The 23,264-nt window shown below is 70.5% G+C and carries 23 protein-coding genes; 19 read left to right on the top strand and 4 right to left on the bottom strand.

Annotated features, from left to right (window positions below; translation table 11 throughout):
* Positions 1-73 precede the first annotated feature (73 nt).
* The gene (locus ACWCRB_RS10260) at positions 74-847 is read right to left on the bottom strand and encodes a response regulator transcription factor (RefSeq protein WP_450995624.1); all 774 of its coding nucleotides are present in this window, start codon (positions 845-847) and stop codon (positions 74-76) included.
* A 472-nt stretch (positions 848-1,319) separates the two neighbouring features.
* Here ACWCRB_RS10260 and ACWCRB_RS10255 point away from each other — a divergent pair, with 472 nt between their 5' ends.
* From ACWCRB_RS10255 to ACWCRB_RS10195, 13 genes are all read left to right on the top strand, one after another.
* Positions 1,320-2,789 (top strand): FAD-dependent monooxygenase, encoded by a 1,470-nt coding sequence (locus tag ACWCRB_RS10255; protein WP_450995623.1) that lies wholly within the window; start codon positions 1,320-1,322, stop codon positions 2,787-2,789.
* Positions 2,790-2,897: 108 nt separating this feature from the next.
* Positions 2,898-3,227, top strand: coding sequence for a TcmI family type II polyketide cyclase (locus ACWCRB_RS10250; RefSeq protein ID WP_450995622.1), 330 nt, complete (start codon positions 2,898-2,900; stop codon positions 3,225-3,227).
* Positions 3,224-4,495 (top strand): beta-ketoacyl-[acyl-carrier-protein] synthase family protein, encoded by a 1,272-nt coding sequence (locus ACWCRB_RS10245; protein WP_450995621.1) that lies wholly within the window; start codon positions 3,224-3,226, stop codon positions 4,493-4,495. The genes ACWCRB_RS10250 and ACWCRB_RS10245 overlap by 4 nt, the downstream gene beginning before the upstream one ends.
* The gene (locus tag ACWCRB_RS10240) at positions 4,492-5,706 is read left to right on the top strand and encodes a ketosynthase chain-length factor (protein ID WP_450995620.1); all 1,215 of its coding nucleotides are present in this window, start codon (positions 4,492-4,494) and stop codon (positions 5,704-5,706) included. The genes ACWCRB_RS10245 and ACWCRB_RS10240 overlap by 4 nt, the downstream gene beginning before the upstream one ends.
* Positions 5,707-5,780: 74 nt before the next feature.
* Positions 5,781-6,038: an acyl carrier protein gene (locus ACWCRB_RS10235; RefSeq protein WP_450995619.1), complete on the top strand. Its 258-nt coding sequence runs from the start codon at positions 5,781-5,783 to the stop codon at positions 6,036-6,038.
* Between the two features lie 99 nt (positions 6,039-6,137).
* On the top strand, positions 6,138-6,923 hold the full coding sequence (fabG, locus tag ACWCRB_RS10230; protein ID WP_450995618.1) for a 3-oxoacyl-ACP reductase FabG: 786 nt from the start codon (positions 6,138-6,140) through the stop codon (positions 6,921-6,923).
* A 22-nt stretch (positions 6,924-6,945) separates the two neighbouring features.
* Positions 6,946-7,881, top strand: coding sequence for an aromatase/cyclase (locus ACWCRB_RS10225; RefSeq protein WP_450995617.1), 936 nt, complete (start codon positions 6,946-6,948; stop codon positions 7,879-7,881).
* 2 nt (positions 7,882-7,883) lie between these two features.
* Positions 7,884-10,226 carry an SDR family oxidoreductase gene (locus ACWCRB_RS10220; RefSeq protein ID WP_450995616.1) on the top strand — a complete coding sequence of 781 codons (2,343 nt, stop codon included), beginning with the start codon at positions 7,884-7,886 and terminating at the stop codon, positions 10,224-10,226.
* Positions 10,223-11,695: an MFS transporter gene (locus ACWCRB_RS10215; RefSeq protein ID WP_450995615.1), complete on the top strand. Its 1,473-nt coding sequence runs from the start codon at positions 10,223-10,225 to the stop codon at positions 11,693-11,695. The genes ACWCRB_RS10220 and ACWCRB_RS10215 overlap by 4 nt, the downstream gene beginning before the upstream one ends.
* A gap of 19 nt (positions 11,696-11,714) precedes the next feature.
* Positions 11,715-12,578: an NAD(P)H-binding protein gene (locus ACWCRB_RS10210; RefSeq protein ID WP_450995614.1), complete on the top strand. Its 864-nt coding sequence runs from the start codon at positions 11,715-11,717 to the stop codon at positions 12,576-12,578.
* A gap of 19 nt (positions 12,579-12,597) precedes the next feature.
* Positions 12,598-13,329, top strand: coding sequence for a hypothetical protein (locus ACWCRB_RS10205; protein WP_450995613.1), 732 nt, complete (start codon positions 12,598-12,600; stop codon positions 13,327-13,329).
* Positions 13,317-13,487 (top strand): hypothetical protein, encoded by a 171-nt coding sequence (locus ACWCRB_RS10200; RefSeq protein WP_450995612.1) that lies wholly within the window; start codon positions 13,317-13,319, stop codon positions 13,485-13,487. Before ACWCRB_RS10205 ends, ACWCRB_RS10200 begins: the two co-directional genes overlap by 13 nt.
* 135 nt (positions 13,488-13,622) lie before the next feature.
* Entirely contained in the window at positions 13,623-14,528 is a 906-nt protein-coding gene (locus ACWCRB_RS10195) for an alpha/beta hydrolase (protein ID WP_450995611.1), read from the top strand.
* Here ACWCRB_RS10195 and soxR read toward each other — a convergent pair.
* Positions 14,516-14,962, bottom strand: a complete 447-nt coding sequence (gene soxR, locus ACWCRB_RS10190) for a redox-sensitive transcriptional activator SoxR (protein ID WP_450995638.1) — start codon at positions 14,960-14,962, stop codon at positions 14,516-14,518. The genes ACWCRB_RS10195 and soxR overlap by 13 nt on opposite strands.
* A gap of 332 nt (positions 14,963-15,294) precedes the next feature.
* Between soxR and ACWCRB_RS10185 the strand changes: the two genes are divergently transcribed.
* The 6 genes from ACWCRB_RS10185 (at position 15,295) to ACWCRB_RS10160 (ending at position 20,201) form a co-directional block, all read left to right on the top strand.
* Complete coding sequence (locus tag ACWCRB_RS10185) at positions 15,295-16,401, top strand: cytochrome P450 (RefSeq protein ID WP_450995610.1); 1,107 nt, start codon at positions 15,295-15,297, stop codon at positions 16,399-16,401.
* Positions 16,398-16,664, top strand: coding sequence for a ferredoxin (locus ACWCRB_RS10180; protein ID WP_450995609.1), 267 nt, complete (start codon positions 16,398-16,400; stop codon positions 16,662-16,664). Before ACWCRB_RS10185 ends, ACWCRB_RS10180 begins: the two co-directional genes overlap by 4 nt.
* Before the next feature lie 3 nt (positions 16,665-16,667).
* Complete coding sequence (locus ACWCRB_RS10175; protein WP_450995608.1) at positions 16,668-17,429, top strand: class I SAM-dependent methyltransferase; 762 nt, start codon at positions 16,668-16,670, stop codon at positions 17,427-17,429.
* Positions 17,430-17,529: 100 nt separating this feature from the next.
* Positions 17,530-18,831: an MFS transporter gene (locus ACWCRB_RS10170; protein ID WP_450995607.1), complete on the top strand. Its 1,302-nt coding sequence runs from the start codon at positions 17,530-17,532 to the stop codon at positions 18,829-18,831.
* 53 nt (positions 18,832-18,884) lie between these two features.
* Positions 18,885-19,526, top strand: coding sequence for a DsbA family oxidoreductase (locus ACWCRB_RS10165; protein ID WP_450995606.1), 642 nt, complete (start codon positions 18,885-18,887; stop codon positions 19,524-19,526).
* A gap of 90 nt (positions 19,527-19,616) precedes the next feature.
* On the top strand, positions 19,617-20,201 hold the full coding sequence (locus tag ACWCRB_RS10160; protein WP_450995605.1) for an NADPH-dependent FMN reductase: 585 nt from the start codon (positions 19,617-19,619) through the stop codon (positions 20,199-20,201).
* Between the two features lie 93 nt (positions 20,202-20,294).
* On the opposite strand, the gene ACWCRB_RS10155 is transcribed toward ACWCRB_RS10160, so the two are convergent.
* Both ACWCRB_RS10155 and ACWCRB_RS10150 read right to left on the bottom strand, forming a co-directional pair.
* Positions 20,295-20,969 carry a response regulator transcription factor gene (locus ACWCRB_RS10155; RefSeq protein ID WP_450995604.1) on the bottom strand — a complete coding sequence of 225 codons (675 nt, stop codon included), beginning with the start codon at positions 20,967-20,969 and terminating at the stop codon, positions 20,295-20,297.
* Between the two features lie 760 nt (positions 20,970-21,729).
* The gene (locus tag ACWCRB_RS10150) at positions 21,730-22,959 is read right to left on the bottom strand and encodes a PP2C family protein-serine/threonine phosphatase (RefSeq protein WP_450995603.1); all 1,230 of its coding nucleotides are present in this window, start codon (positions 22,957-22,959) and stop codon (positions 21,730-21,732) included.
* Between the last annotated feature and the right edge of the window lie 305 nt (positions 22,960-23,264).

Raw genomic sequence — 23,264 nt, 5'->3', positions numbered from 1 at the left:
ATCGCCTTTCGCGTCTGATCCGGCCGGCGGCCGATGCCCGATGCCCGATGCCCGATGCCCGACGGCCGTGCCGTCAGGCGGTGCGGCCAATCGCCGTCAGCGGTCCGGTGGCGCGCGAGCGCCTCGTACGGTGGTCGCCGGGATGCCTGGTCGCCTGTTCCAGGGCGCCGGCCGAGGGTGGTTGACGGCGCAGCGTGAACCGGAATCCCACGCCGCGGACCGTGGTGATCCACTCCTCGTGCCCCAGCTTGCGACGCAGGCTGCTGACATGGGTGTCCACGGTGCGGCTCCGTTTGTTCCAGGTGTCGCCCCAGACCCTTGCCATGATCTCCTCGCGCGGGACGACGGTGTCGGCACGTGCCACCAGCAGCCGTAGCAGGCCGAACTCCTTCTCGGTCAGGTAGAGCCGCCGGTCGCCGATGCGAGCTTCCCGGATGACGGGGTCGATACGCAGCAGATCCCCGGCAAGAGGGGGCGACGTGTCCGGCCACGCGGTACGGGCGCGGCGCGCGACCGCTTCGACACGGGCGACGAGTTCCCGGAACCCGTACGGCTTGTCGAGGCAGTCGTCGGCTCCCGCGCGCAGGGCCAGCACCCTGGTCGTCTCGGCGTGGTCACCGCTGAGAGCCACGACGGGCACATCGGAGGCGCCCCGGATGTCCCGGCACAGCTGTAGGCCGTTGAGGCCGGGGATCATGAGATCGAGGAGGATGACGTCGGCCTGCTGATACGCCCGCAACGCCTCGTTCCCCGTCGCCACATGATGGACCTCGTGCCCCTGGCGGCGCAGGCCGTTGGACACGCAGTCGGCCAGAGTGACGTCGCTGTCGGCGAGAAGTATGCGCATGGTCGATTCCCCCGTCATGAGCGATAGCGAAATTTGGTGCAGTAACCAGGTCCTGACTCGCGCGGAGTGCACTGGCGCGCGTTCGTTTCTTTGGGGTTACTCTACGGTTAAGAGAGTGTGTTTATTTTGTTGACCTGCCTGAGGGTTGCTGAATAAATCCGGCTCACGATCCTGGCATGCGACTTCATGGCGCGCCACAGACTTTGCATTCATCTGACAAACTCTTACCTCCCTCGATCAGGGGTGCGGCCTGCCCATCGCCACTTTGCATTCTTGGACGCAGCCTCACAGTCATTTGTAAATGGGGATATTGACGCCCGAGGGTCGCCGGCAGATGATATTGAAACCCCGCCGGAAATGCGCGACGGGAAATTGATGGATCACCGGTCGAAGAATTCCAGCCGGTCGGCATGTGACGCCGGAAAACCCGAAGAAACTCCGAGGGAGCAGGACTATGACCAAGGAGAGGCACATGGACGCCGAAGTGATAGTCGTGGGCGCGGGACCGGCGGGCATGATGCTGGCCGGAGAGCTGCGCCTGGCCGGTGTCGACGTCATCGTCCTGGAGCGTCTCGACCACCGCACGGGTGAGTCCCGCGGCCTGGGCTTCACCGCACGCACCATGGAGGTCTTCGACCAACGGGGACTGCTGTCCCGGTTCGGGGAGATCGAGATCAGCAACCAGGGCCATTTCGGCGGCCTGCCGGTCGATTTCGGTCTGCTCGACGGTGCCCACCAGGCAGCCAAGACGGTGCCCCAGTCACAGACCGAAACGGTGCTGGAGGAGTGGGCCACGAGCCTCGGGGCCGACATCCGGCGTGGCCATGAGGTCACAGCGCTGGCGGACGAGGGCCACGCGGTCGCGGTGGAGGTACGCGGGCCGGCGGGCGCTCAGCGGCTGACCGCCCCGTATCTGGTGGGGTGTGACGGCGGGCGCAGCCTGGTGCGCAAGTCCTCGGGTTTCGACTTCCCGGGCACGGCGGCGACGATGGAGATGTTCCTCGCCGACGTCAAGGGCCTCGACCTCGAACCGCAGATGATCGGTGAGACCCTGCCCGGCGGCATGATCATGATCGGTCCGCTGCCGGGCGGGATCACCCGGCTGATCGTCTGTGAGCGCGGCACCCCGCCGCGGCGGCGTACGACTCCACCCGAGTACGACGAAGTGGCCGCCGCCTGGAAGCGGTTGACGGGCGACGACATCTCGCACGGCGAACCGGTGTGGGTGAGCTCCTTCGGTGACGCGACCCGTCAGGTCACCGAGTACCGGCGGGGCCGGGTCCTGCTCGCCGGCGATGCCGCACACATCCACCTGCCGGCCGGCGGGCAGGGCATGAACACCAGCATCCAGGACGCGGCCAACCTCGGCTGGAAGCTGGCCGCCGTTGTCCGGGGCAGGGCGCCGGAGAGCCTGCTCGACACCTACCACGCCGAGCGCCACCCGGTCGGCGAGCGGCTGCTGCTGAACACCCAGGCGCAGGGGCTGCTGTTCCTCAGCGGTCCCGAGATACAGCCTCTGCGTGACGTCGTGAACGAACTCATCCGCTATCCGGAGGTGGGCCGTCACCTGGCCGGCATGGTCAGCGGCCTGGAGATCCGGTACGGCGTGGGAGGCGGCGTCAGCGCCCTGCTCGGACGGCGTATGCCGCACGTGGACCTGGTGGGCGACGGGATCGAGACCAGCAGCACGCGGGCCCTGCACGCGGGGCGGGGCGTGCTCCTGGACCTGGCGGACAACGCCGTACTGCGCCGCCGGACGGCCGCCTGGCGGGACCGGGTGGACATCGTGACCGCGGCACCCCGGGGGACGGCCGGGCAGGAGCGGCTGGCCGGCAGCTCCGCCGTCCTGGTGCGGCCCGACGGGTACGTCGCCTGGGCCGCGCCCGGCAGCCACAGCGATCTGCCGATGGCTCTGGAGCGCTGGTTCGGCCCTGCCCACTGACCCCGTGCCCGCCGATCCCCTGCCCACAGAACCGCGCATCCGGTTGTACGACGGCCAGCCCGTCGTCCGGCTCTTCGACGAACACCCCACTGGTTGTGAGGAGAGATCATGCACAGCACACTCATCGTGGCCCGGATGGAGCCCGGGGCGAGTGACGATGTCGCCCGTATCTTCGGCGCGTTCGACGAGACGGAGATGCCGCACCTGATGGGCACCCGCCGCCGTCAGCTGTTCTCGTACCGCGGTCTGTACTTCCACCTCCAGGACTTCGCCTCCGACGACGGCGGTCGGCGCATCGAGGACGCCAAGCCGGACCCGCGCTTCGTCGGGATCAGCGAGGACCTCAAGCCCTACATCGAGGCGTACGACCCGGCCACCTGGCGCTCGCCCGCCGACGCCATGGCGACGCGTTTCTACCGCTGGGAGGCGTCGGCGTGACGGGGCGTCGGGTGGTCATCACCGGAATCGGTGTCGTCGCGCCAGGCGGCATCGGCGTGAAGAACTTCTGGAACCTGATCAGCGAGGGTCGTACGGCGACCCGGGGCATCACCTTCTTCGACTCGTCCCAGTTCCGCTCCCGGGTCGCGGCGGAGATCGACTTCGATCCCGCGGCGCACGGGCTGACCCCGCAGGAGACGCGCCGCATGGACCGGGCGGCCCAACTGGCCGTCGTGGCCGCGCGGGAGGCGGTGGCCGACAGCGGTCTTGAGCCGCAGGAGCAGGACCCGCACCGGATCGGGGTCACCATCGGCAGCGCGGTGGGCGCCACCATGGGGCTGGACCAGGAGTACCGGGTGGTGAGCGACGGCGGTCGCCTCCATCTCGTCGACCACGAGTACGCCGTACCCCACCTGTACGACCACTTCGTGCCCAGCTCGTTCGCGGCGGAGGTGGCCTGGGCGGTGGGCGCCGAAGGGCCGAGCGCGGTGGTCTCCACCGGGTGCACCTCGGGCCTGGACTCCGTCGGCCACGCGGTGGAACTGCTCCGGGAGGGTTCCGCCGACATCGTGATCGCCGGAGCGACGGACGCCCCGATCTCGCCCATCACGATGGCGTGCTTCGACGCGATCAAGGCCACGACCCCGCGCAACGATGATCCCGAGCACGCCTCCCGCCCCTTCGACGGAACACGCAACGGCTTCGTACTGGGCGAAGGCGCCGCGGTGTTCGTCCTGGAGGAGCTTCAGAGTGCGAAACGGCGCGACGCGCACATCTACGCCGAGATCGCCGGCTACGCCTCACGCTGCAACGCCTTCCACATGACCGGGCTGAGGCCCGACGGTGCGGAGATGGCCGAGGCCGTTCGGGTCGCGCTGGACGAGGCGCGGATGAACCCGGAGGAGATCGACTACATCAACGCACACGGTTCGGGCACCAAGCAGAACGACCGGCACGAGACGGCCGCGTTCAAACGGAGCCTGGGCCAGCACGCCTACCGGACACCGGTCAGCTCCATCAAGTCGATGGTCGGCCACTCGCTCGGCGCGATCGGCTCCATCGAGATCGCGGCGTCGGCCCTGGCCATCGAGCACGACCTGGTGCCACCCACGGCGAACCTGCACACCGCCGATCCCGAGTGCGACCTGGACTACGTACCGCTGACCGCCCGGGACCAGCTCACGGACGCGGTCCTGACCGTCGGCAGCGGCTTCGGCGGGTTCCAGACCGCGATGGTCCTCGCCCGTCCGGACCGGAGGGCGGCATGAGCGAGCCGGCGGTGATCACCGGGCTGGGCGTCGCCTCGCCCAACGGGCTGGGGCTCAAGGAGTGCTGGTCGGCCATGCTCAGGGGCGAGAGCGGGATCGGCCGCATCAGCCGGTTCGACCCGTCGGGCTACCCGGCGCGGCTCGCCGGTGAGGTGCCGGGGTTCGCCGCCGAGGAGCACCTGCCCAGCCGCCTGCTGCCGCAGACCGACCGGATGACCAGGCTCGCCCTGGTGGCCACGGACTGGGCTCTCGCGGACGCCGGAGTACGGCCCGAGGAACTGCCCGAGTACGACATGGGTGTCGTCACGGCCAGTTCGTCGGGCGGCTTCGAGTTCGGACAGAACGAGCTGCGACAGCTGTGGAGCAAGGGCAGCCAGTACGTCAGCGCCTACCAGTCCTTCGCCTGGTTCTACGCCGTCAACAGCGGCCAGATCTCCATCCGCAACGGGATGAAGGGGCCGAGCGGGGTGGTGGTCAGCGACCAGGCCGGTGGCCTGGACGCGGTCGCACAGGCCCGACGGCAGATCCGCAAGGGGACCCCGCTGATCGTCTCCGGCAGCGTCGACGCCTCGGTCTGCCCCTGGGGATGGGTGGCCCAGCTGGCCGGTGGACGGCTGAGCGGCAGCGACGACCCCGGGCGCGCGTATCTGCCGTTCGACGCGGCGGCGCGCGGTCATGTGGCCGGTGAGGGCGGCGCCATCCTCGTCGTCGAGGATGCCGCGGCGGCGCGGCGGCGCGACGCGCGGCCCTACGGTGAGATCGCCGGCTACGGATCCACCTTCGACCCCAGGCCGGGCAGCGGCCGTGAACGCGGCCTGCGCCGGGCCGTCGAACTGGCGCTGGCCGACGCCGGTGCCGAGGCCCGCGACATCGACGTGGTGTTCGCGGACGCGGCGGCGCTGCCCGAGGAGGACCGCGCCGAGGCCGAGGCGATCACGGCCGTCTTCGGTCCGCGGGGCGTCCCCGTCACCGCGCCCAAGACGATGACCGGACGGTTGTACTCCGGAGCGGCCCCGCTGGACCTGGCGATGGCTGTCCTGGCCATCGCCGAGGGCCTGATACCGCCCACGGTCAACGTCGAGCCGGTCGCCGACTACCAGCTCGACCTGGTGACGGGCGCCCCGCGGCCCGCCGACGTGCGCGCCGCCCTGGTGCTGGCACGCGGCCACGGTGGTTTCAACTCGGCGATGGTCGTCCGGGCCGCCGCCTGACACCGACACACGTTCCGCTCCTCCCCGAAGCACGCCCACACCGCCCGTAAGCAACGGAAACGGAGTCACCCACCGTGCAGTTCACCCTGGACGACCTGAAGCGGATCCTGCTGGAGAGCGCCGGCGCCGACGAGAGCGTCGACCTCGACGGCGACATCCTCGACCTCACCTTCGACAACCTGGGCTACGAATCGCTGGCTCTGCTGGAGACCGGCAGCCGCATCGAGCGGGAGTACGGCATCACGCTGGACGAGTCGGCGCTCGCCGACGCCGCCACCCCGCGGGCGCTGCGGGACGTCGTCAACGCGCAGCTCGCCGCCACCGCCGCCTGACCGCCGCCACCCGTCCGATGCCGGCCACGGCTGCGTCGCACCACCGGCACCGGGCGCACGCGGCACCTTCCACCGTTTCCGACGCGCACCGGAGAAGTCATGTCTCAGCAGGACCAACGAGTCGCCCTCGTCACCGGAGCCACCAGCGGCATAGGCCTGGCCGTCGCCAGGACCCTGGCCGCCCAGGGGCACCGGGTCTTCGTCGGCGCCCGCAACGCGGAGAACGTCACCACCACCGTCAAGCAGCTGCGCGAGCAGGGTCACACGGCCGACGGAACCACGCTGGACGTGCGGTCCGGCTCCGGCGTCCACACGTTCGTCCAGGCCGCCGTCGACCGCTGGGGCTCGGTGGACATCCTCGTCAACAACGCGGGCCGCAGTGGCGGCGGCGTCACCGCCGACATCGCCGACGAGCTGTGGGAGGAGGTCATCGACACCAACCTCAACAGCGTCTTCCGGATGGCCCGGGAGGCCCTGAACACCGGCGGCATGCGCGGCAAGAACTGGGGCCGCATCATCAACATCGCCTCCACCGCGGGCAAACAGGGCGTGGTGCTGGGGGCGCCCTACTCGGCGTCCAAGCACGGCGTGGTCGGCTTCACCAAGGCGCTCGGCAACGAACTCGCGCCGACCGGCATCACCGTCAACGCCGTCTGCCCCGGCTACGTCGAGACGCCCATGGCCCAGCGGGTGCGGCAGGGCTACGCGGCGGCCTACGACACCACCGAGGACGCGATCCTGGAGAAGTTCCAGGCGAAGATCCCGCTCGGCCGCTACTCGACCCCCGAGGAGGTCGCCGGCCTCGTCGCCTACCTGGCCTCCGACACCGCCTCCTCCATCACCTCCCAGGCCCTCAACGTCTGCGGCGGCCTGGGCAACTTCTGACCACTCGGAGGACAACGACATCATGACGACGCGTCAGGTCGAGCACGAGATCACCGTCGAGGCCCCCGCCACCGCCGTCTACCGACTGATCGCCGAGGTCGGGAACTGGCCGCGGATCTTCCCGCCCACCATCTACGTCGACCACCTGGAGCGCGGCGCCGGCGAGGAGCGGATACGGATCTGGGCCACCGCCAACGGGGAGGCCAAGAACTGGACGTCCCGCCGGACTCTCGACCCGGAACGGCTGCGCATCACCTTCCGCCAGGAGGTCTCCGCGCCACCGGTCGCCGCCATGGGCGGCACCTGGATCATCGAGCCGCTGTCCGAGACCGCCTCCCGGGTCCGGCTGCTGCACGACTACCGGGCCGTGGACGACGACCCGGAGGGGCTGAGGTGGATCGACGAGGCCGTCGACCGCAACTCGCGCTCCGAACTCGCCTCGCTGCAGACCAACGTCGAACTCGCCCACGTGGCCGAGGAGTTCACCTTCTCCTTCGAGGACACCGTGCAGATCGACGGCTCTGCCAAGGACGCCTACGACTTCATCGACGAAGCCGGGCTGTGGGAGCGGCGGCTGCCGCACGTGGCCCGCGTCCGGCTCACCGAGGACACTCCGGGGCTCCAGACCCTGGAGATGGACACCCGTGCCAAGGACGGCTCCACACACACCACCAAGTCGTACCGCGTGACCTTCCCGCACCACCGGATCGCGTACAAGCAGGTCACCCTGCCCGCGCTGATGACCCTGCACACCGGGATCTGGACCTTCGCGGAGAACGAACGGGGCGTCGCCGCGACCTCGCAGCACACCGTGGTTCTCAACACGGCCAACATCGCCGGGATCCTGGGTCCCGAGGCCACCGTCTCCGACGCCAGGGAGTACGTCCGGGGCGCGCTGAGCACCAACAGCAGCGCCACCCTGGGCCACGCCAAGGACTACGCCGAGAACAAGCGCTGACCATGGGCGCCCCATCGCTGGACACCGACGTGATCGTCGTCGGTGCGGGGCCCGTCGGGCTGATGCTCGCCGGGGAACTGCGGCTCGGCGGCGCGCGGGTGACCGTACTGGAGCGGCTCGACGCGCCCACCACCGAGTCCCGGGCCTCGACCCTGCACGCCCGCACCATGGAAGTGCTGGACAGCCGCGGCCTGCTGGACCGCTTCGGGGAGCTGCCGAACGACGTCATGGGCCACTTCGGCGGGATCCCCCTGGACCTGAGCCTGCCCGGACCTCGTCCGGGCCAGTGGAAGGTACCCCAGACACGGACGGAGGCGATCCTGCGGCAGTGGGCCGGTTCCCTCGGCGCGGACGTCCGACGCGGCCACGAGGTGCGCGGCCTGACCGAGCGCCAGGACATGGTGGAGGCCGAAGCCGCCGGACCCGGCGGAGCGGTCCTGCTGCGCGCCCGGTACGTGGTCGGATGCGACGGCGAGGGCAGCACGGCGCGTCGACTGGCGGGCATCGACTTTCCCGGCCACGACGCCGTACGGGAGCTGATCCGCGCGGACGTGAACGGCATCGAGATCCCCGACCGCCGCTTCCAGCGCCTCCCCAACGGGCTCGCGATCGCCGCCCGGCGGGGCGACGGCGTGACCCGGGTGATGGTGCACGTCTACGGCCGCAAGCCCGCCGGCCGCCACGGCGCACCGGAGTTCGCCGAGGTGTGCGAAGCGTGGCGGCACGTCACCGGAGAGGACATCAGCGGCGGAACCCCGCTGTGGCTGAACGCCTTCGGCGACGCCTCCCGGCTGGCCGCCCGCTACCGCGCGGGCCGGATCCTGCTCGCCGGTGACGCCGCCCACCGGCAGCTGCCCGTCGGCGGCCAGGCACTCAACCTGGGCCTGCAGGACGCGGTCAACCTCGGCTGGAAGCTGGCCGCCGTGGTCCGCGGCCGGGCACCGGAGAACCTGCTGGACTCCTATCACCGCGAGCGGCACGCCGTCGGAGCGCGGGTACTGGCCGACATCGAGGCACAGACGACCGTCCTGCTGGGCGGCCCCGAGGTGGAGGCCGTACGGTCCGTCCTCGCCGAGCTGACCGCGTACGAGCCGGTTCGACGCCGACTGGCCGGGACCATCTCCGGGCTCGAAACCCGCTACGACGTCGGCCCCGCCGGCCATCCGCTGCTCGGCGGCCGTCTGATGCCAGCCGAGCTGATCACCGATCGCGGTGCCACGACGACGGCGGCGCTGCTGCGCTCCGGCCGCGGCCTGCTCCTGGACACCTCGGGCGACCCCGCCCGGCACGCGCTGCTGCGCCGGGCCGCGGGCCCCTGGCTGGACCGGGTCGATCTGGTCCCGGCCGGGCCGCACCCGCACCCGGGGGCGGAGGTGGTGCTGGTGCGCCCGGACGGTCACGTGGTCTGGGCTGCCGAGGCGGGGCCGCAGGGTCCGGAAGCGGCGCTGGAGCGGTGGTTCGGGCCCCCGGCGCCGGTGCCCGACGAAGTGGCCGACAGCAGCGGCGACGCAGTCCGTTCGTACGGCCGGACCCGGCCGGCACACGCAGTGGTGACCGACGCACAACACGGAGGCAGAGACATGAGCAGGCTCACTGACAAGACGGCGCTGGTCACAGGCGCGAGCCGGGGCATCGGCCGGGCGATCGCCGTGCGACTGGCCGCCGAGGGCGCCCTGGTGGCCGTGCACTACGCCGCCAACCGGGACGCGGCCGAGGAGGTCGTCGCGTCCATCGAGAAGGACGGTGGCCGGGCCTTCGCCCTCCAGGCGGAACTCGGGGTGCCCGGCGACGTCCACGACCTGTTCCTCGGCTTCGAGGCCGGGCTGAAGGAACGTACCGGGTCGACCGATCTGGACATCCTGGTCAACAACGCCGGGCAGACGGGCGGTGTATCGCTGGACCAGATCACCCCTGAGCAGGTGGACACGCTGTTCGCGGTCAACGCCAAGGCCCCCTTCTTCATCATCCGGCGCGCTCTGGCGAACCTCGCCGCCGGAGGCCGGATCATCAACATCTCCTCCGGGCTGACGCGGTTCGCCAACCCCGACGAGATCGCCTACGCGATGACCAAGGGAGCGGTGGAACAGCTCGCCCTCCACTTCGCCAAGATCCTGGCGCCGCGGGGAATCACCATCAACAGCGTCGCGCCGGGCATCACCCGCAACGGCAACCCGGTGTTCGACATACCCGAGGCCGTGGAGCAGATGGCGCGGATGTCCGCCTTCAACCGGGTCGGAGAGCCTGAGGACGTGGCGGACGTGGTGACCTTCCTCGCCTCCGACGACGGCCGCTGGGTGACGGGCGCCTTCCTCGACGCCACCGGTGGCACCCTGCTCGGCGCATGAGTCCCTCGCCGGGCGCGTCGGCCGGCTCCGCCGTTCCAGGGCCCCGGAAGTGGGGCGCCGCCCGGTGGGGCCTGCTGCTGGTACTGGCCGGCAACATGCTCATCGACTCGATCGAGGTGTCGATGACGATCGTGGCGCTGCCCTCGGTCGGGCGGGCGCTGGACCTGCCGCTGACGACGCTTCAGGGTCTCGTCACCGGATTCGCGCTGGGATTCGGTGCCCTGCTGCTCTTCGGCGGCCGGGTGGTGGAGCTGCTCGGCCGGCGACGGGTCTATCTGGTCGCCCTGCTGGGCTTCGCCGCCGCGTCCGTGGTGGGCGGAGTGGCCGACGGGGCCGCGCTTCTGATCGCCACCCGGGTGGTCAAGGGCTTCTGCGCCGCGCTCACCGCCCCGACGGGGCTCGCCATCATCATCACGACGTTCCGCGAGGGCCCGGAACGCGAGCGGGCGGTCTCGGTCTACACGCTTGTCGCGGCGTGCGGCTTCGCCGGCGGCCTGGTCGTGTCCGGCCTGCTGGCCGGGACGAACTGGCGGGCGGTGTTCCTGTTCCCGGCCCCGGTGGTGCTGCTGTTGTTCGCGCTCGGCGTGCGCCTGATACCGGCCGACGGACCCCGTGGTGCGGCTCGCCGCCGTTACGACGCGGCCGGCGCCGCCAGTCTCATCGCCGCCGTGGCAGCGCTGACAGGCGGCATCGTGATGGTGCCGGAGCGAGGCTGGACCAGCCCGCTGCCGCTCGGCGCGTTCCTGGCCGCCGTACTTCTGTCGGCCGTCTTCGCGCTGGTGGAGCGGTCCGCCGCGGACCCGCTGCTCAGGCCGCGCGTCCTGGCCCACGGGGCGCTGGCGCGGTCGATGCTGGGCGCGGCCGTGCTCAACGGCTCGTACCTGGGCCTGCTGCTCCTGGCCACGGTCCAGTTGCAGACGGTCGAGGGGTGGTCGCCGTCGCGGACCGCGCTCGCCTTCCTGCCGGTGTGCCTGCCCCTGGTGGTGATCGCTCCCGTCTCCGGCCGGCTGATCCACCGGTTCGGCACCCGACGACTGATCGCCCTGGGCGCCGTGGGCCCGACGGTCGGCTGCGCCCTGTACCTGCGGGCCCTGCACCCGGGGACGGCGTACGTCACGGACGTGCTGCCGACGATGCTGCTGGTCGGGGTCGGTTTCGCCCTGAGCTTCGCGGCGCTGAACGTGCAGGCGGTCACCAGCGTGCCGACGGGGGACCGGCCGATGGCCACCGGGCTGTACCAGACCGCGGTGCAGACCGCCGCCGTCCTGGTGCCCGCACTGGTCAGCGCGTTGGTGACAGCGCACCGGGCCGCGGGCTACCGGTCCGCCCTGTGGCTGGTCACCGCCCTCGGAGCGGTGGGGCTGGCGGTGGCCGTGGCGGGACTTCCGCGCCGTCAGGCCGTCCGACCGCGGTTCGAACGTCAGACCGAGAAGCCGAGTACCGAGAAGCCGAGTACCGAGTACCGATGAGCAGAGGAGAGAACGTTTCATGACCGAACAGCCCACCGTGCTGATCACTGCGGCGACCGGCAACATCGGCCCGCACGCCGCCACCCACCTGCTGCGGGCCGGAGCCAGGGTCCGCGCCCTCGTACTGAAGGACGACCCCGGCATCGCCCGGCTGCCCCAGGACGTGGAACTGCACTACGGCGACCTGGCCGACCCGGACAGCCTGGATCCGGCCCTGGAGGGCGCGGACGCCGTCTTCTGGATGTGGCCGTTCTTCACGCTGAACGTCGAGACGGCGCCCGCGGTCCTGAAGAAGATCGAGCAGCAGGTGCGGCGCATCGCGCTCGTGTCGTCCGTGGGCGTGCACATCGGCCTGGAGCCCGTCGACAACAACTGCCACGCCTACCTGGAGAAGCTGATCGAGCGGACGAGCCTGGAGTGGACGTTCCTGCGCACAACGGGCTTCATGGCGAACGCACTCGGTTTCGCCGCGCAGATCCGCGGCGGGGATCTGGTGCGCTTCCCGTACGGGGCCGCGGCCCGTACCCCTGTGCACGAGAGCGATCTGGCCGCGGTCGGCGCCCGCGTCCTGACCGAGGGCGGTCACGGCGGCCGGAAGTACCTGGTCTCCGGGCCGGAGGCGCTCACCCAGGAGGAGCAGGCGCAGATCATCGGCGAGGTGATCGGGCGCTCCGTGCGCTGGGAGGACGTACATGCGCGGGAGGCGCGTCGGCAGATGGTGGCGACCGGCTGGCCGCCGTCGTACGCGGACGGCGCGCTCGACTACTTCGCGATGCTCACCGAGAAGCCCGAGGTCGGCTCGTCGGTCGTGGCGGAGGTGACCGGGCGGCCGGCGCACACCTTCCGGCAGTGGGCCGAGGAACACGCGGACAGCTTCCGCTGAGACCCCTTTGGGAGACACCATGACATCAGCTCATCCCCCCGACCGGACGCATGCGGAGCCCGAGCCAGGACGGACGGCGCTCCAGAACGGTACTCACTTCGCCGCCTTCGAAGTGCTGAGGGTCGACGGCGCCGGCACGGCCGATGCCCTCGTCGCCTCCATCACGCGGGAGGTGGGCGCCTGGGTGAGCGCGGCGCCGGGGTTCCTCCTGTCACGCGTTCACGTGGGCCTCGACGGCCGCGCGGTGGTCCACCACACTCGCTGGACGGACGAGGGGTGTTATCGCACCTCGTTCCTCGACGCCCCGGACGCCGGTGTCCTGCGTGGTCTCGGCGAGCGGCCGGGAGTTCTCGCGTCCTCGGTCCGCGGGGGCAGCTCGGCGGGCGGCATCACCGGACCCGCGGCCGGGCGACCGCCAGGCGTCGTGGCCGTCGCGACCCGCCACTTCAGCGGACCGGGACCGGCCCGCGCGGTCGTCGACCTGCTCCACCGCACCGGGCAGTGGAAGCGCGACTTCCCGGGCTTCGTCTCAGCCACCGCCTATCTCGGCTCCGACGGCAGGCTGTTCGTCAACTACCCGATGTGGGTGGACCGTTCCGCCTACGACGCCTGGATGGCAGACCCCCGGATCGCCGAAGGGCAGGCCGAGATCGCCCGCCTGGAGGCCGCCCCGCCCGAGTACCTGGTCTGCACCGTGGCCGCGCACACCGCCGCCCAGGACATCCCGGAGGTTTCGCGTTGGACTCCCTGATCCCCTCCACAGCGGCCGGGGAAGCGGGCCGGCCCGCTCGACGGCAGCCACGGCAGGCCGCCGCCACGGCAGACCACGAGCCTTCTCCGGTGCCGCTCCTGGCCGGAGCGGACGACAGCGATCCGGCGGAGTCGCACATCATCCGCGGCATCGACTGACGGTGCACCGGCCGTCCCACGCCGATCGCGACCGAGCTGAGGGAGAGGGGACCATTGACCCGGAACCAGGCCGCTGCCCCGTCCGCGAGCCGCGCTCCACGCCCCACGGGAGCCCACACCCTCCCGGAGCCGGAGGTGCGGGAGACCGTTCTGGACGCCGCGGGCATCCGGCTGTCGGCGCTGCTCAGCGAACCGCGCGACGGTCCGCCGCGGGCCGTCGTGGTCGCCCTGCACGGGGGAGGGATGCGGGCCGGCTACTTCCACGGCCGGGCCCATCCCGGGCTGTCACTCCTCACGCTCGGCGCCGCCCTCGGCTACACCGTGCTGGCCCTCGACCGCCCCGGCTACGGGCTGTCCGCCGCCTCGCTGCCCCTGGGGCAGACGCTGACCGAGCAGACCGCCACTGTGCGAGCGGCACTGAACGGCTTCGGCCCGCGACACGGCACGGGAGCCGGGGTGTTCGTCGTGGCCCACTCCTTCGGCGGGAAGCTCGCCCTCGCCCTGGCCGCGGCCGGAACCGACCTGATCGGGCTGGACATCTCCGGCCTCGGCCATCGCCACGCGGTCGACCCGGGCCGGCTCGCCTCCCGTCCCGACCGGCGTACGGCGGCGCTGCACTGGGGACCGCTCGGGCTCTACCCGGCGGACACGTTCCGCCTCGCCGCGCCGCTCGTGGGACCGATGCCCGAACAGGAGGAACGTCAGGTCCGGCAGTGGCCCGAGGTCTTTCCCGACCTCGCGTCCCGCGTACGGACCCCCGTCCGGCTCACCTTCGCCGAGCACGAGCGCTGGTGGCGGCACGACGACGGGACGCTGGCCGAGATGACCGGTCTGCTGGCGTCGCCGACCGTGTCCGTGGACCGGCTGCCGCGGGCCGGGCACAACATCAGCCTGGGCTGGGCGGCCCGTACGTACCATCTGCGGGCTCTGGCCTTTCTGGAGGAGTGCCTCACGGATCGCCGAAGCAGACCGACCGTGGCCGACCGATCGACTCCCGACCAGCCGACTCCCGACCAGCCGACCGCTGATCAGTCGACCTGAAGCCTGCGGGGCCCCGCTCCCTCCTCGCCCAGCACGTCGTAGGGATTGGCCAGCACGCACCGCTCCAACGTCAGGCAGCCGCAGCCGATGCAGTCGACCAGCTCATCACGGAGCTTGAGCAACTGCGCGATACGCCGGTCGAGATCCGCCCGCCAGTTCTGGGACACACAGGCCCACTCCTCCTGGGTGGGCGCGCGGCCCTCGGGCAGCACACGCAGGGCGTCGTGGATGGTCGTGAGGGGGATGCCGACGCGCTGGGAGACGCGGATGAAGGCGACCCGGCGCAAGGTGTCCCGCGGATAGCGGCGTTGGTTGCCCGTGGTGCGCCGGCTGCGGATCAGTCCCTCGCGCTCGTAGAAGCGCAGTGCCGAGGTGGAGACACCGCTGCGCCGTGCCAGCTCACCGACGGTCAACTCCTTGGGAATCGGGGGGATGTTGGACACATGCACGAGGTTAGACAAACCTCACCCGTGCTTCAACTCTTGAGACCGCCGATTCTGCGGGAATTTCCGGGAGTTTTCAGTCCTCTTGAATTTCCTGACGAAGTTGTTTCGAAAAAGTCCGAGTTCTCGTCTTGCTGTCGTCGTCGCGTGCACAGCAGACTTCAAGTCGAAAAAACTCGAAAAGGGGATGGTAAGTGATGGCGATGGTGGCGGAATCGCGTGCCCCGCTGTTCAGTCCGCAGTATTTCCAGGATCCATATCCCACGTTCGCATGGCTCCGTGACAATTCCCCGATCCATGAATTCAGGTTCCCGGTCGGTGATGTGCGCACCTGGCTGGTGACGCGTTTCGACGACGTTCGGGCGCTGCTCGCGGATCCGCGCTTCAGCTCGGAGGGCGGAACCTGGGGCAACCCGGAATTCAAGGAGGCCGGCCTGGTCAGCGGCGCGGGCAGCGTACTGGAGCAGTCGGTCACTGTGGTCGACCCACCGGCGCACACCCGGCTGCGTCGGCTTGCCATGAGCGCCTTCACACCGCGCCGGATCGCGCAGTGGCAGCAGTCCGTGGAGCGGGTGGTGACCTCCGTCCTCGACCAGTGCGAGGCCCGGGGCGAGTTCGACGTCATGGATGACTACGCAGGTCCGGTGTCGTCGGCGGTCATGGGCGAGATCCTGGGCCTGCGCATCGACCGCCACAAGGAACTGGTGGACGCGCTCGCCCAGGCCTTCCCGTCGGACGCCTCCCGCATGGAACAGGTGCCCGAGGGGTTCACGCGGATCTGTGACTATGCGGCGGAGCTGGTCGCGCAGAAGCGGCAGAACCCGGCGGACGACCTCACCACGGCACTCGTCCACGCCCGCGAGGACGAGGACCGGCTCTCGGAGGAAGAGCTGGTGGCCATGGTGGCGGCCATGATCCTCGCCGGCAGTGACACGATCCGGGCCTTCGTGGGCAATGCCGTGCTGGCCCTGCTGGACCACCCCGACCAGCGCCTCCTGCTGCTCGACCGGCCCGACCTGGAGGCCGGCGCGCTGGAGGAACTCCTGCGGTACGAGGGAGCGCTCACCACCGCACTGTTCCGGGTGACGACCGAGGAGATGGAGTTCGCGGGGACAGTGCTGCCGGCCGGGGCACCGGTGATCGCGGCATTGCTGTCGGCGAACCGTGACCCACGGCAGTTCGACGGCCCGGACCGGCTCGACCTCACCCGCGCCGGGCTGCGCCACGTCGGCTTCGGTCACGGCCTGCACAACTGCCTGGGCGCGGCCCTCGCCCGGTTGGAGGGGCAGGCGGCGATTCCGGCGCTGTTCCGCAGGTTTCCGCGGCTCGTCGCGGCGATCCCGCGCGACGAGGTCCGCTACATCGAGAACTGGGCCATGCGGCGGCTCGTCCGGCTCCCGGTGCGGGCCGCCGACGCGGAGGCGGCGTGAACGTGGACGAAGAAGCCGGGGTGCGGGCCACCGTGCGGATCGACCAGCGGCTGTGCCGGGGGACCGGTCTGTGCCAGGCGATGGCACCCGAGCTGTTCCGGCTGACCGGTGCGGGCCACGCGGTCGCCGTCGAAGCCGAGTTGCGCGACGACGAGGCTCTGCGGATCGCCCGGTCCGTCGAGGAGTGCTGCCCCATGGGGGCCGTAGAGGTCGCCCCGGACCCGCGCGGGGGCGGGCCGGACAACACGCGTGACGAAAGGTGACACATGAGCCGGCACGAGCAGGGTACGGACCAGTCCGAAGCCATCCTGTCGAAGCTGTGGGAGCGGAACTACGATCCGCTGACCACTGAGATCATCAGCCGTCTGGCACTACGCCCCGACGCCCGCTGCCTGGACATCGGCGCCGGGGCCGGTTCCCTGTCCTACTGGCTGGCCGAGCGGGTGCCGGACGGCTCCGTGCTCGCCGTCGATGTCGACACCGGTCTGCTGGACGCGTCGCGGGCACCTGGTCTGACCGTGCGACAGGGGGACATCGAGCGCGAGGAGTTCGAGCCCGGATCCTTCGACCTCATCCTCGTCAGGGGCGTGCTCTCCGTACTCCGCGACCCCGACGCCCTCATCGCCCGCGCGGCGCGCTGGCTCGCACCGAACGGCTGGCTGGTCGCGGAGGACTTCTACTTCCTGCCCGCCGAGGACGCCGCGACCCCGGTCGGACGCGCGGTCATCGACGCGTACCTGCGGGCCTTCCGCGGCCATGGGGCGGACATGCGGTTCGCCCGCCGGTTGCCCGTCCGGCTGGCGCAGGCCGGTCTGACCTCCGTCGACCTGCACCTCAGGCCCCTGGGGCCGGGACAGGGCGAGTACGAGAACGAACTGATGCGCCGCCGCCTGGAGTTGCAGGGGCAGCCGCTGGTCGACAACGGCTGGGTGAGCGCGGCGGAGATAGCCGAGTTCATCGCCTGCCTCGACCGGCCGGAGGCCCGGGACGTCACGACACTCCTGTTCTCGGTGTGGGGGCAGCGGTGACGGTCCATCGGCCACCGCTTGACTTCAACTTAGGTTGAACTTCTACGGTGGCATCGGCCGCCCAGGACCGGGCACCGAGTCGCTGGAGGATGAGGTAGACGTGCGCCCAGCATCGACGGCAAAGGAATCCTCAGGGCGGAGCACCGACGGTCAGGCGGCCGTGCTCGTGCTCGCCGGAACCCTGACGATCATGGCCGGGGCGGTGGTGTCGCCCGCGGTGCCCGGTATACGGGCGGCCTTCGCGGACACGGCCGATGTCGACCTGCTGGCGAGGATGATCACCAGCACGCACGCCTTGGCCATCGTGTTGTTCTCGCCCTTCGCGGGCGCGCTGTCCGAGCGCATCGGCCGCAAGCGCGCCCTCGTCATAGGCATGCTCGCCTTCGCGCTGGGCGGCAGTTCGGGCTTCTACCTGCCCGACCTTGCGATGATCCTCGTCGGCCGGGTCATTCTCGGGCTCGGGGTCTCGCTCGTCATGACCAACAGCGTGGCCCTGATCGCGGACCTGTACGAGGGGTCCGAACGACAGCGGCTGCTGGGGCGGCAGACGGCCGCCGGTGCCTTCGGCGGCGTGGTGCTTCTCGTGGGCGGCGGCGCCCTCGCCGGCCTGGGATGGCGCATGGTGTTCCTCGTCTACCTCCTCGGCGCGGCCCTCATGGTCCCCGCGCTCAGGTACCTGCCGGGAACCCGGTCGGTGGCCGTCGACTCCGCCGCCGATGGCTCCGCACCGACCCGGCGGCGCCGGCCTCCAGGTCTGACGGCAGCACTCACGGCGATGTTTCTGGGGCAGATCGCGTTCTACTCGGTGCCGGTGCAGGTCCCGTTCCTGGTCGAGAACCACTTCCACGCGAGTTCGGTGGTCTCCGGAGCCGTCATCGCGGTCCAGACCCTCACCACAGGCCTGGTGTCGCTCCGCTTCGCCCACATCCGGCGCCTGGCCGGTGAGTACGCCCTCGTCGCGGCGGCCTTCGGGTGCATCGGCACCGGTTACCTGGTGCTGTTCCTGGCACCGCACGTCGCCGTCCTGGCGGCGGGGACGCTGGTGATGGGCATGGGGCTGGGCGTCCTCATGCCGAACCTCAACAACTGGGTGATCAACGCGGCTCCGCCCGAGGCACGCGGCCGATACGCGGGGTTCCTGACCACCGCGCTCTTCCTCGGACAGTTCCTCGCACCGGTCGTCACCCAGCCGGTGGTCAACGCCCTCGACATCCAGCCGCTGTTCCTGGTCATCGCCCTGGGCGCCCTGGTCGTCGCCGCTGTCTACCTCATGGGATCCCGGGGACGAGCGCGGGCCGCCGTCCCGGACCCCACGCCGCAGCCAGGGTCGGCCGACCTGTCCAAGGAACCCAAGGCACCCAAGGAACAGGAACCCGGCCGCAGGGCCGGTCGAGCGCGATGACGCCCACGGTGCCTGCCCGTCTCCCTCCCGCCCCGCTCACACAAGGTCCAGCCATGCCATCCGACACGAGCGCCACCCGGCGGGTCGAGTTCGTCCTCGACCTCATCTGCGTCCACTCCTATCTCGCGTTCACCCGCCTGGAACGAGCCGTCGAGCGTCGTCGCGCCGACGGCGCTCGGATCGAGGTGACCTTTCTTCCCTTCCGGATCGCCCCGGATGCTCCCGCGCAGGGCGAACCGCTGTCCGACCGCCACCGGCGGGACTTCGGAGCCGAGGCCGAGCGGATGGTGGAACACATGGCAGCCGTCGGCGCCCGGGAGGGGCTGGAGCTGAACTTCGACCGAGCGGTCTTCGTCAACACCTTCCGGGCGCACCGGCTACTGGCCGCCGCCGGGGGCCAGGGCCGTGGGGAACAAATGGCGGAACGTCTCTTCCGCGCCTACTTCTCCGACGGACTGAACATCGGCGACCCGGACACACTCGACCGTCTCGCTGCCGAGACCGGCGTCACGCTCGTCACCACGGGCGACGACGAGCAGGCCGGACGGGAACTGACCGCGGAACTGGCGCGGGTCCGCGGCCTGGGCGTCCGCCAGGTGCCGCTCATCCGCCTCGACACCGGCGCCACCCTGTCCGGTGCGCAGTCCGAGGAGATCTACCTCCAGGCGTTGTCGCGGCCGGCCCTCGCGGGCTGACGGTTGACGGGCCGACGCTTCGTGCCTTCCCTCTCCGGCCGGCGGTACGCGCGGCCGGGCAGTCCAACCACCCACTCCGGAAAGAGGATCATGTCCATGTCTCCCCTGCGCCTGGCCGTCATCTGCGCCAGCGTCCGCGAAGGCAGGTTCGGCCCCACACCCGCGCGGTGGATCGCGGACCAGGCCCGTCAGCGTGGCGACGTCGAGGTCGACTACATCGACCTCGACGATCACCCCCTGCCGGTGCGGCTGTCGCAGTCCCCGTCCCCGGACGTCACCGAGACGCTCTCGCAGGTGACCCCTCGGCTGACGAACGCGGACGCGTTCATCGTGGTGACACCGGAGTACAACCACAGCTATCCCGCGTCGCTCAAGTCCCTGATCGACTGGCACTACACGCAGTGGCAGGCCAAGCCGGTCGGCCTGGTCTCCTACGGCGGCCTGGCGGGCGGCCTGCGGGCCGCCGAACACCTCCGGCCCGTCTTCGCCGAGTTGCACGCGGTGACCATCCGCGAGCAGGTCAGCTTCCACATGGCCTGGGAGAAGTTCGACGAGAACGGATCCCCGACAGAGCCCGAAAGCGTCAACGCGGCGGCCAAGACCATGCTGGACCAGCTCGTGTGGTGGGGTGAGTCCCTGCGCGAGGCCCGCGAGAAGCGACCGTACGGGGAGTGACCGGCAGGGCCGCCGACCCCGTACGGAACCGGGGCCGGCGGCCGGGGCACGACCTTCCCCCAAGCTTCAGGACAGGGCGCCCAGGAACGGCACTCACGCCGCTCCGGCGCTGACTCCCCGCCCCAGACGGAAGCCCACACCGCGTACGTTGACGATCCAACTGCTGCCGCCCAGTTTGTGCCGCAGGCTGTTGACATGGGTGTCGACGGTTCGGCCGGCAGCCGCTGATCCGTTGTTCCACACCCGTTCCATGAGCTCCTTCCGGCTGAAGACGCAGTCGGGACGGGAGGCGAGAACGTGGAGCAGGTCGAACTCCTTGCGTGTCAGCGACAGCAACTCGGCGCCCAGGCGCGCCTCGCGCACGGCCACGTCGATCTGCAGCGGGCCGCGCACGATGCGCCTGGTGAGGGGCGTCGGGCGGGCGCGGCGCAGGACCGCGTCGACGCGGGCCATCAACTCCTGTATCCCGTACGGCTTGTCGAGGCAGTCGTCGCAGCCGGCCTGGAAGGCCAGCACCCGTTCGAGTTCGGTGCGCCGCTCGGTGAAGGCGATGATCGGGGTGTCCGACATGCCGCGGATCTCGGCACAGACCTGAAGACCGTCGAGATCGGGCAGGCCGAGGTCGACTAAGATCAAGTCGGCCTGATCGTGCTGTTTCAGCGCGGCCTCGCCCGTTTCGACACTCCAGGCTTCGTATCCGTTCCGTTGCAGCATTTTCACGACGTACTGGGCGCAAGCGGCGTTGTCCTCCACGAGGAGCACGCGCATGACAGTCCTCCAACGAGTAACTGGTGGGGGGAAGGGCGTGCTCCCGGCGGCGCCGACCGCGCGGCCTTCTGTCAGGGGTACCGGCACATCCCCGGAAACAGCGCCACAAGGATGCGGACGTCGTCGGCCGCTCTCTGTCGACCCGGCAGTGAAAGCCTCACCGCACCCTCCTCAGCGTGATCCGTGCATATGAACAGCGGGTTCTGAGCCGACTCCTCAGCGTAAAGCCCTGGTGTCAGATGCTGTCAACAACTCTTGGATCATTGACCATTGGGCAGACGATGCCGGGTCGACGACGCCTTATCGCAGGATCCCTCCAGCTCACCGGCAGATTTCAACGTCTTGTGCCGTCGACGACTGCCCGATGCTATGCCGAAAATCACAGATAGTTTGACTATGCATCAGTCGGCGGAAGGGCCGGCCTCAAACCACTCAAGGGGCCTGATCCGGTCAGGGACATGGTCCCGGTTGGTCTCCGGCTGTGTGGAAGGGACTCAGGGAGAGGGTTGGCTCCCAAGAGCCTCCCGGACACCCTCCGGCGTAGGCCTTGGTCAGCTGGCTGCGTACCCGACATCGATCTTGCGGGAGAGCGTGGACTTGCGCCCAGCGCTGTCACACACCAGGTCGCCGGCCGAAACCCTTTTCTCCGCCTGGCGAAGCGGACCGGATCGGAGCCGTGGGCGCCAGGGTGAGGCAGCGATCCTCCGACGGACCTGTCTACCGGGCGGGGGTTGCTGTCGCGCTGCCTGCCTGGGGCGCTTCACAGACGCAGGACGATCAGGGCGGCGTCGTCGGTGGTGCCGGTGGCTGGCAGGAGGTCGGCCAGGAGTGCGTCGGCCAGGGCCTCGGGAGCCGCGTGCCGGTGATGGGTGAGGGAGCCGGCGAGGCGGGCCAGGCCGGCGTCGATGTCCTCGTCGCGGCGTTCGACGAGACCGTCCGTGTACAGCACCAGGACGGCCCCTTCGGCGAAGGGCGTACGGACCTGGGGACGAGGCTGACGCTCGGGCCGGGCACCGAGCGGCGGGTCGGTGGCCTGGTCGAGGAAGGCGACCGTGCCGTCGGGGTGCACGAGGGCGGGGGGCGGGTGACCGGCGCAGCTGTAGGCGATGGTGCGGCTGTCCCAGTCGATGAAGGTCGTCACGACGGTGGTCGACTCGGCGCCCTCGACGGAACGGGCGTACAGGTCGAGGGCCTCCAGTGCCTGGGCGGGCCCGCCCGCGACACGGGTGGCCCCGCTCAGGGCGCTGCGCAACTGCCCCATGGCACAGGCGGCGGCCAGCCCGTGCCCGACGACGTCGCCGACGGCGACCGCGAGGCCCCCGCCGGGTAGTTCGACCAGGTCGTACCAGTCGCCGCACACGTTCAGCGTGCCGACGGCGGGCTGGTACCGCACGGCGGCATCGTGCGCCCCGGTCGGCCCCGGCGGGGGCAGCATCGCCGCCTGCAGGGCAAGCGCGACCTCACGCTCACGGGCATGAGCCGCGCGCAGCCGCTCGTTGACCTCCTGCAGTTCCCGGGCACGGGTGTACAGCTCGGCCTCCAGCGCACGGTTCCGGCTGTCACCGCCAGGACCACCGAAGGCGCGGATGAGTTCGGTGACCTCCTCCACCCGGTGCGCGATCAGTTCGACGTGTCCGTCGAGGCCGAGGACCGGTGCGTTGACCGGGCTCCAGAAGTGCTCCTGCCAGTGGCCCGGCCGCGCGGGGTCCTCGATGTCGTAGCGGAGCAGCGCCATCGTGTCGCGCTCGCCGGTGGCCACCGTACGGAGCATCGACGCCTCGGTCTCCCGCATGCCGGCGGCGGCCGGATCGTTGGGGTTCTCGGGAAAGACGTCGAAGATGTAACGCCCCACCAACTCCTCACGGCTCCGCCCGGTCAGCCGCACGAAGTCGTCGTTGACGTCGGCGTACACCAGCTCAGGGGTGAGCAGGGCCACCATGCCGGGCAGGGCCCGGAAGACCGCCGCGTAGTCGATCTGCGGTTTCCTCATGTCCTGCCTGTCTGCCTCGGCGCCGAGCGTTGCTGTGCTTGTTCCACGATAGGAGCGAAAACGGCACGGGGCCTGGGCACTGGCTCCTCCGGCCCCGGCGCGTTACGCGGCGGCCTGGATCCTATGGGCCAGCACCCCCCGTGTCCTGAAAACACTTCATCAGCCCTTTGGAGTTGATGGTTTCGGCTCGTCAGCCGTCCGTGGGGTGCGTCCTGCTGACGTGCGAGCTTCGCCTCAGCAGTCGTCGACTCCCGGGTGGGCCGCCCTTGTCCGGTCGCCGCGGACGGCTCCCGAAAGGCTCCTGG

The sequence above is a fragment of the Streptomyces sp. NPDC002156 genome (assembly GCF_053593675.1).
Note: the sequence above shows the minus strand (reverse complement) of the source record. Positions and strands in the feature narration are given on the sequence as shown.